Genomic DNA, 5,917 nt, shown 5'->3' on the forward strand with positions numbered 1-5,917 from the left:
CACCACCTAAAATCGCAATAGTTTTAGCGAAGAAAAGGACGAACTTCTTTTGGAATGAATTTCCAATAATGGAACGGATTATTACGAATTTTTGTTGCAGATACATTAAAGAATTGACGTTGTGGATCAACTAATATGACTTCCAGCCTAAATATTTTTCATAAGGTGCTTTATCTTGAACTTCACTACTAAAAACAATACTTGGCATAAAGTTTTTTTTCTTTAAAAAGTAGTTTGACTTGTTCTGCCCATGCCTGCCAGCCATTTGGGTAGCTTGGAATGCCATCTTCGATGAGATGATGGATAAATATTTTGGTTTTTCTGATATTTGAAAATTTGTTGCATCCAACGTAAGCGGTCTTGTACTGTTGGCATACGCTTCATTTTACTATCATAGAACAGTTTTAAATCTCTTTCAGTATCACTACATACAATAATGTGGATTTCATCTACTTTACTGAACGCCTCATAGATCATATTAATATGACCTGTATGTACAGGATAAAATTTGCCGAAAATGACACCTACTTTTTTATTATTAGGTTCCGTAATTTGTAGCACTTTATGTAACGCACTGAGTTTTGTTGCACTTGGATTCTTTATTTTTCCACTTACCAGTTGATTAAAATAAGCACGTGTAATATTTGCCTGTTGACAAATATCGTTTACCTTTAAGTTTTAATTGTTTTGCGTTTTTGTTGTAAGTAGGCAAAAGAAGACATAATTTATTCCTTGTGATAAGTGAGAAATGCTATCAAAACAAATCGTACGTTGAATTTCTTTGAGAGCAATAAAAATTAAGGTAATGCCTTTTGATCTAATAATTCATTAACACGCTGTTCAAGCTCCGCAAGCTTTTCACGTGTTCGCATTAGTACTTGAGTTTGTACATCAAATTCTTCTCGAGTCACTAAATCTAATTTTGATAATTGTGCTTGTAATGTTTGTTTTAATTTTGCTTCTGCATCTTGACCCTAATTCTTTAATACCTTGTGGTAGTGAATCTTGGATTGTTGTATAACTTGCTCTATTTTTTTAGGGTTTAGCATAATGACCTCATATTGGGGAAAATTTTATCTATTGTATGTAATCTTGTAGCAAATAAAAACATTTTTTCAAGATTAAGTTTGCGTTATACTATACATGCATTCTCAGGGCAGGGTGAAACTCCCTACCGGTGGTAAATGTTTTATTTAGCATAAGCCCACGAGCGTTTGTTATTCACATAAAAATAACAAAGTCAGCAGATTTGGTGTAAATCCAAAGCCGACAGTATAGTCTGGATGAAAGAGAATAGGCAGGTTTTGAAAATAAATCCTGTCTTTTTTGTTTGTTTAAGATTTTCTTAGCCACATAATTTTTTCTCATCAGCCCTGATTCTGGTATTTAACTCTCTCTATATTTCAAGGAATTTACTATGAATCAGTCAATTTTATCTCCTTTTGGTGACGCAGAAACGCGTGTTGTTGCTGCTATTGAGGCTTTTAAACAAGGTAACGGCGTTTTAGTATTAGATGATGAAGATCGGGAAAATGAAGGAGATTTGATTTTTCCAGCAGAAACCATCAATGCTGAACAAATGACAATGTTGATTCGTTATGGCAGTGGAATTGTTTGTCTTTGTCTAACAGAACAATTGTGCCAAGCGCTAGATTTACCACCAATGGTACAAGATAATACCAGTGTTAATAAAACCGCATTTACAGTAACAATTGAAGCGGCTAAAGGTGTAGCAACAGGTGTATCAGCTAAAGATCGTGTGACTACCATTAAAGCAGCAGTTGCTGATGGCGCAAAACCAAATGACTTAAGCCGCCCCGGACATATTTTCCCATTACGAGCTGTCGAAGGGGGAGTATTAAGTCGTCGTGGACACACTGAGGCCTCTGTAGATTTAGCACGTTTAGCTGGCTATAAAGGTGCAGGTGTGATTTGTGAAATTACGAATGATGATGGTTCAATGGCGAGAGCACCTGAAATCGTCGAATTTGCTCATAAATTTGGTTTTCCTGTTGTGATATCGAAGATTTGTAGTCAAAACATAATGTATAAGTTTATATAAATTAGTGATAAAATACCTGTGTAAATTGCTAGCACAGGTATTTTTTATTAGAAAGTCTTCTCTCATATTATTTAGCTATAGTCGTTTGTATGAAAGTCAGGCAATTAGGATTTTGAGCTTCATTCAGTAAAATGAATAAGGATGTATTAATTCCTCTTACTGCTATCAGGTTTTTCTTAAGACGATTCTCTAGATTAAAGACCTTGATAGCGTAGAGAGAATTAATACATCCTTATTCATTTTACTGAATGAAGCTCAAAATCCTAATTGCCTGACTTTCATACAAACGACTATAGCTAAATAATATGAGAGAAGACTTTCTTAATAAAAAATACCTGTGCTAGCAATTTACACAGGTATTTTTATCAACTAATTATATAAACTTATACATTATGTTTTTGACGATACGCTACTAAATCTTCGATAGTCACAACAGGAAAACCAAATTTATGAGCAAATTCGACGATTTCAGGTGCTCTCGCCATTGAACCATCATCATTCGTAATTTCACAAATCACACCTGCACCTTTATAGCCAGCTAAACGTGCTAAATCTACAGAGGCCTCAGTGTGTCCACGACGACTTAATACTCCCCCTTCGACAGCTCGTAATGGGAAAATATGTCCGGGGGCGGCTTAAGTCATTTGGTTTTGCGCCATCAGCAACTGCTGCTTTAATGGTAGTCACACGATCTTTAGCTGATACACCTGTTGCTACACCTTTAGCCGCTTCAATTGTTACTGTAAATGCGGTTTTATTAACACTGGTATTATCTTGTACCATTGGTGGTAAATCTAGCGCTTGGCACAATTGTTCTGTTAGACAAAGACAAACAATTCCACTGCCATAACGAATCAACATTGTCATTTGTTCAGCATTGATGGTTTCTGCTGGAAAAATCAAATCTCCTTCATTTTCCCGATCTTCATCATCTAATACTAAAACGCCGTTACCTTGTTTAAAAGCCTCAATAGCAGCAACAACACGCGTTTCTGCGTCACCAAAAGGAGATAAAATTGACTGATTCATAGTAAATTCCTTGAAATATAGAGAGAGTTAAATACCAGAATCAGGGCTGATGAGAAAAATTATGTGGCTAAGAAAATCTTAAACAAACAAAAAAGACAGGATTTATTTTCAAAACCTGCCTATTCTCTTTCATCCAGACTATACTGTCGGCTTTGGATTTACACCAAATCTGCTGACTTTGTTATTTTTATGTGAATAACAAACGCTCGTGGGCTTATGCTAAATAAAACATTTACCACCGGTAGGGAGTTTCACCCTGCCCTGAGAATGCATGTATAGTATAACGCAAACTTAATCTTGAAAAAATGTTTTTATTTGCTACAAGATTACATACAATAGATAAAATTTTCCCCAATATGAGGTCATTATGCTAAACCCTAAAAAAATAGAGCAAGTTATACAACAAATCCAAGATTCACTACCACAAGGTATTAAAGAATTAGGTCAAGATGCAGAAGCAAAATTAAAAACAAACATTACAAGCACAATTATCAAAATTAGATTTAGTGACTCGAGAAGAATTTGATGTACAAACTCAAGTACTAATGCGAACACGTGAAAAGCTTGCGGAGCTTGAACAGCGTGTTAATGAATTATTAGATCAAAAGGCATTACCTTAATTTTTATTGCTCTCAAAGAAATTCAACGTACGATTTGTTTTGATAGCATTTCTCACTATCACAAGGAATAAATTATGTCTTCTTTTGCCTACTTACAACAAAAACGCAAACAATTAAACTTAAAGGTAAACGATATTTGTCAACAGGCAAATATTACACGTGCTTATTTTAATCAACTGGTAAGTGGAAAAATAAAGAATCCAAGTGCAACAAAAACTCAGTGCGTTACATAAAGTGCTACAAATTACGGAACCTAATAATAAAAAAGTAGGTGTCATTTTCGGCAAATTTTTATTCCCTGTACATACAGGTCATATTAATATGATCTATGAGGCGTTCAGTAAAGTAGATGAAATCCACATTATTGTATGTAGTGATACTGAAAGAGATTTAAAACTGTTCTATGATAGTAAAATGAAGCGTATGCCAACAGTACAAGACCGCTTACGTTGGATGCAACAAATTTTCAAATATCAGAAAAACCAAATATTTATCCATCATCTCATCGAAGATGGCATTCCAAGCTACCCAAATGGCTGGCAGGCATGGGCAGAACAAGTCAAACTACTTTTTAAAGAAAAAAAACTTTATGCCAAGTATTGTTTTTAGTAGTGAAGTTCAAGATAAAGCACCTTATGAAAATATTTAGGCTTGGAAGTCATATTAGTTGATCCACAACGTCAATTCTTTAATGTATCTGCAACCAAAAATTCGTAATAATCCGTTCCATTATTGGAAATTCATTCCAAAAGAAGTTCGTCCTTTCTTCGCTAAAACTATTGCGATTTTAGGTGGTGAAAGTAGCGGTAAAACCGTACTAGTTAATAAGCTAGCAACTGTCTTTAATACAACATCAGCTTGGGAATATGGACGCGAATTTGTTTTTTGAAAAATTAGGTGGTGATGAGCAAGCCATGCAATATTCTGGACTTCCACAAATGGCACTAGGTCATCAACGCTATATTGACTATGCTGTACGCCATGCACACAAAGTTGCAATTATTGATACTGATTTATTACGACTCAAGCTTTTTGTATTCAATATGAAGGCAAAGCACACCCATTTTTAGACTCTATGATAAAAGAATATCCATTTGATGTTACTATTCTGCTCAATAATAATACAAAATGGCGTTAATGATGGTTTACGCAGCTTAGGTAATCAAAAACAACGTCAACGCTTTCAATTATTATTGAAAAAACTGCTTGATAAATACAATGTGCCTTATATCGAAATTGAGTCACCAAGCTATTTAGAACGCTATAATCAAGTAAAAAAAATTGTTGAAAAGATCTTAAATGAAGAAGAATTGCCTTTACACACAAATGAGCACAATATTCAATCAATTTTTGAGGAAGAGGTATGATTTTATTCGCAGGTGATCCACATGGTAGTTTTGGATCACCTATATCCCTTTATACAAGCACAACAAAATGTTGCACTTATTATATTAGGTGACTTACAACTCACTACACCTCACGAATTAGAAAAATTAGCACAACATTGTGATCTCTGGTTCATCCATGGCAATCATGACAGTAAAACTATATCTGCATTTGAGGCAATTTGGGGAAAGCGACTGGCAATCACGCAACTTACACGGCAGAGTCACTGAAATACAAAGGTAAACGTATTGCAGGTTTAGGTGGTGTCTTTCGAGGACAAATTTGGATGCCACCAAACAAACCTCTCTTTTTGACCCTATTCATTATTGTCAATACTGTTCACAAGAAAAAAATTTGGCGAGGAGGTATTCCATTACGTCATCGTACATCTATTTTTCCTTCAGACATAGAAACTTTAGAAAAAATGCAAGCAGATATTTTGATCTGTCATGAGGCTCCTAGACCTCACCCTTCAGGTTTTAGTGTAATAAATGAACTTGCATATAAAATGAATGTACGCCATATTTTTCATGGTCACCACCATGAAAATTTTGATTACGATAGTATGGTAGATACGTATAGTTATCAAATCACAAATGTTGGTTTTCGTAGCGTATGTGATATCAATGGAGGATACTTACTGAAGGGAATTGATGAGCGTTAGAATCAATAATATCTCTAACTCAAGAAATATGTAAATCACATCAACTTTAAGACTATCCGATAGATAAAGTGCGGTCAAACTTTCGAAAGTTTTGCTAAACTTGTAGATAACCTCCCTCTACGTTAATAAGCAAAATCAAAGGGACAATAACCTAAA

General features: G+C 34.7%; 2 protein-coding genes, 6 pseudogenes and 2 riboswitches. Of the genes and pseudogenes, 5 read left to right on the forward strand and 3 right to left on the reverse strand.

Annotated elements, in window-relative coordinates; genetic code table 11:
* Both nadR (DYE19_RS00370) and ubiK (DYE19_RS00375) read right to left on the reverse strand, forming a co-directional pair.
* Window positions 1-722 (reverse strand): annotated as a pseudogene (gene nadR, locus DYE19_RS00370) (multifunctional transcriptional regulator/nicotinamide-nucleotide adenylyltransferase/ribosylnicotinamide kinase NadR); the annotation flags it as partial.
* A gap of 75 nt (window positions 723-797) precedes the next feature.
* Window positions 798-1,049 (reverse strand): annotated as a pseudogene (gene ubiK / locus DYE19_RS00375) (ubiquinone biosynthesis accessory factor UbiK).
* 94 nt (window positions 1,050-1,143) lie between these two features.
* Window positions 1,144-1,299, forward strand: a riboswitch (FMN riboswitch).
* Between the two features lie 118 nt (window positions 1,300-1,417).
* Here ubiK (DYE19_RS00375) and ribB (DYE19_RS00380) point away from each other — a divergent pair.
* Window positions 1,418-2,062, forward strand: a complete 645-nt coding sequence (gene ribB / locus DYE19_RS00380; RefSeq protein ID WP_115322264.1) for a 3,4-dihydroxy-2-butanone-4-phosphate synthase — start codon at window positions 1,418-1,420, stop codon at window positions 2,060-2,062.
* Window positions 2,063-2,445: 383 nt separating this feature from the next.
* On the opposite strand, the pseudogene ribB (DYE19_RS00385) reads toward ribB (DYE19_RS00380), so the two are convergent.
* Window positions 2,446-3,091: pseudogene (gene ribB / locus DYE19_RS00385) on the reverse strand (3,4-dihydroxy-2-butanone-4-phosphate synthase).
* Between the two features lie 117 nt (window positions 3,092-3,208).
* Window positions 3,209-3,364, reverse strand: a riboswitch (FMN riboswitch).
* Between the two features lie 94 nt (window positions 3,365-3,458).
* Between ribB (DYE19_RS00385) and ubiK (DYE19_RS00390) the strand changes: the two are divergent.
* From ubiK (DYE19_RS00390) to DYE19_RS00400, 4 genes and pseudogenes are all read left to right on the forward strand, one after another.
* Window positions 3,459-3,711, forward strand: a pseudogene (ubiK, locus tag DYE19_RS00390) (ubiquinone biosynthesis accessory factor UbiK).
* A 74-nt stretch (window positions 3,712-3,785) separates the two neighbouring features.
* Window positions 3,786-3,944, forward strand: a complete 159-nt coding sequence (locus DYE19_RS11545) for a hypothetical protein (protein ID WP_167409461.1) — start codon at window positions 3,786-3,788, stop codon at window positions 3,942-3,944.
* A pseudogene (nadR, locus tag DYE19_RS00395) lies at window positions 3,916-5,078 on the forward strand (multifunctional transcriptional regulator/nicotinamide-nucleotide adenylyltransferase/ribosylnicotinamide kinase NadR). Before DYE19_RS11545 ends, nadR (DYE19_RS00395) begins: the two are co-directional and overlap by 29 nt.
* Window positions 5,075-5,761 (forward strand): annotated as a pseudogene (locus tag DYE19_RS00400) (metallophosphoesterase family protein). The pseudogenes nadR (DYE19_RS00395) and DYE19_RS00400 overlap by 4 nt, the downstream one beginning before the upstream one ends.
* The last annotated feature ends 156 nt before the right edge of the window (window positions 5,762-5,917 follow it).

It is taken from the genome of Pasteurella canis (genome assembly GCF_900454865.1).
GTDB lineage: Bacteria > Pseudomonadota > Gammaproteobacteria > Enterobacterales > Pasteurellaceae > Pasteurella > Pasteurella canis.

What these genes read in the sequence shown, in the direction of transcription:
- DYE19_RS11545 (WP_167409461.1), top strand. Translation starts at nt 3,786, where the DNA reads ATGTCTTCTTTTGCCTACTTACAACAAAAACGCAAACAATTAAACTTA.
- ribB (WP_115322264.1), top strand. Translation starts at nt 1,418, where the DNA reads ATGAATCAGTCAATTTTATCTCCTTTTGGTGACGCAGAAACGCGTGTT.